Source organism: Photorhabdus sp. RM71S (assembly GCF_042879355.1).
Lineage (GTDB): Bacteria > Pseudomonadota > Gammaproteobacteria > Enterobacterales > Enterobacteriaceae > Photorhabdus > Photorhabdus kayaii.
In genome coordinates, this window is the sequence record NZ_JBHFKV010000195.1 from 1 (window position 1) to 487 (window position 487).

Below are 487 nucleotides of genomic sequence, written 5' to 3' on the forward strand. Positions count from 1 at the left end.
AAAGATGCCGCTGATAGTGTAATGAGCGCCGCTTGCTGGACGGTATTCAACCGGGTCCCCAAACACATCATGCAGCGGCGCTAATAAATGCTGGTCCCAATTGATCCCCATCATCAAGCCTCGTGACTGATTTTAACGCCGTCACTGACTGTGACAGTCGGGCCATGTTGAGTAAGCGCTTGTTTTCTCAGCTTGTTAACGTCAGCAACAACCCCCAGCTCAATCAAGCGATCTGCATCTTCCCGGCTTAGAGTGAGTTGCACGAACTCTTTGTATTCTTTGCTGTTATGCTTAACTGTTTGGCCTTTCAGCACAACAACAACGATTGCCTCATCCTCACCCTGATCATCATCATTTTGCTTATCTGTATCGGGAACAGTGGGATCTTCTTCCACCGTTTCTATCTGAGAAGCTGACTCCTGGCCGTCAACCATTAATTCAGGCGGCAAGCCGCCCAGTTCGTTTTCAGTTTCTTGCTGTTTATTTT

The 487-nt window shown here is 48.0% G+C and carries 1 protein-coding gene; it reads right to left on the reverse strand.

Annotation, left to right across the window (positions count from 1 at the left end; translation table 11 throughout):
- Window positions 1-113 precede the first annotated feature (113 nt).
- Window positions 114-487 (reverse strand): hypothetical protein (locus ACGF5R_RS24475; RefSeq protein ID WP_387693242.1); only part of this gene is annotated, 374 nt, incomplete at its 5' end.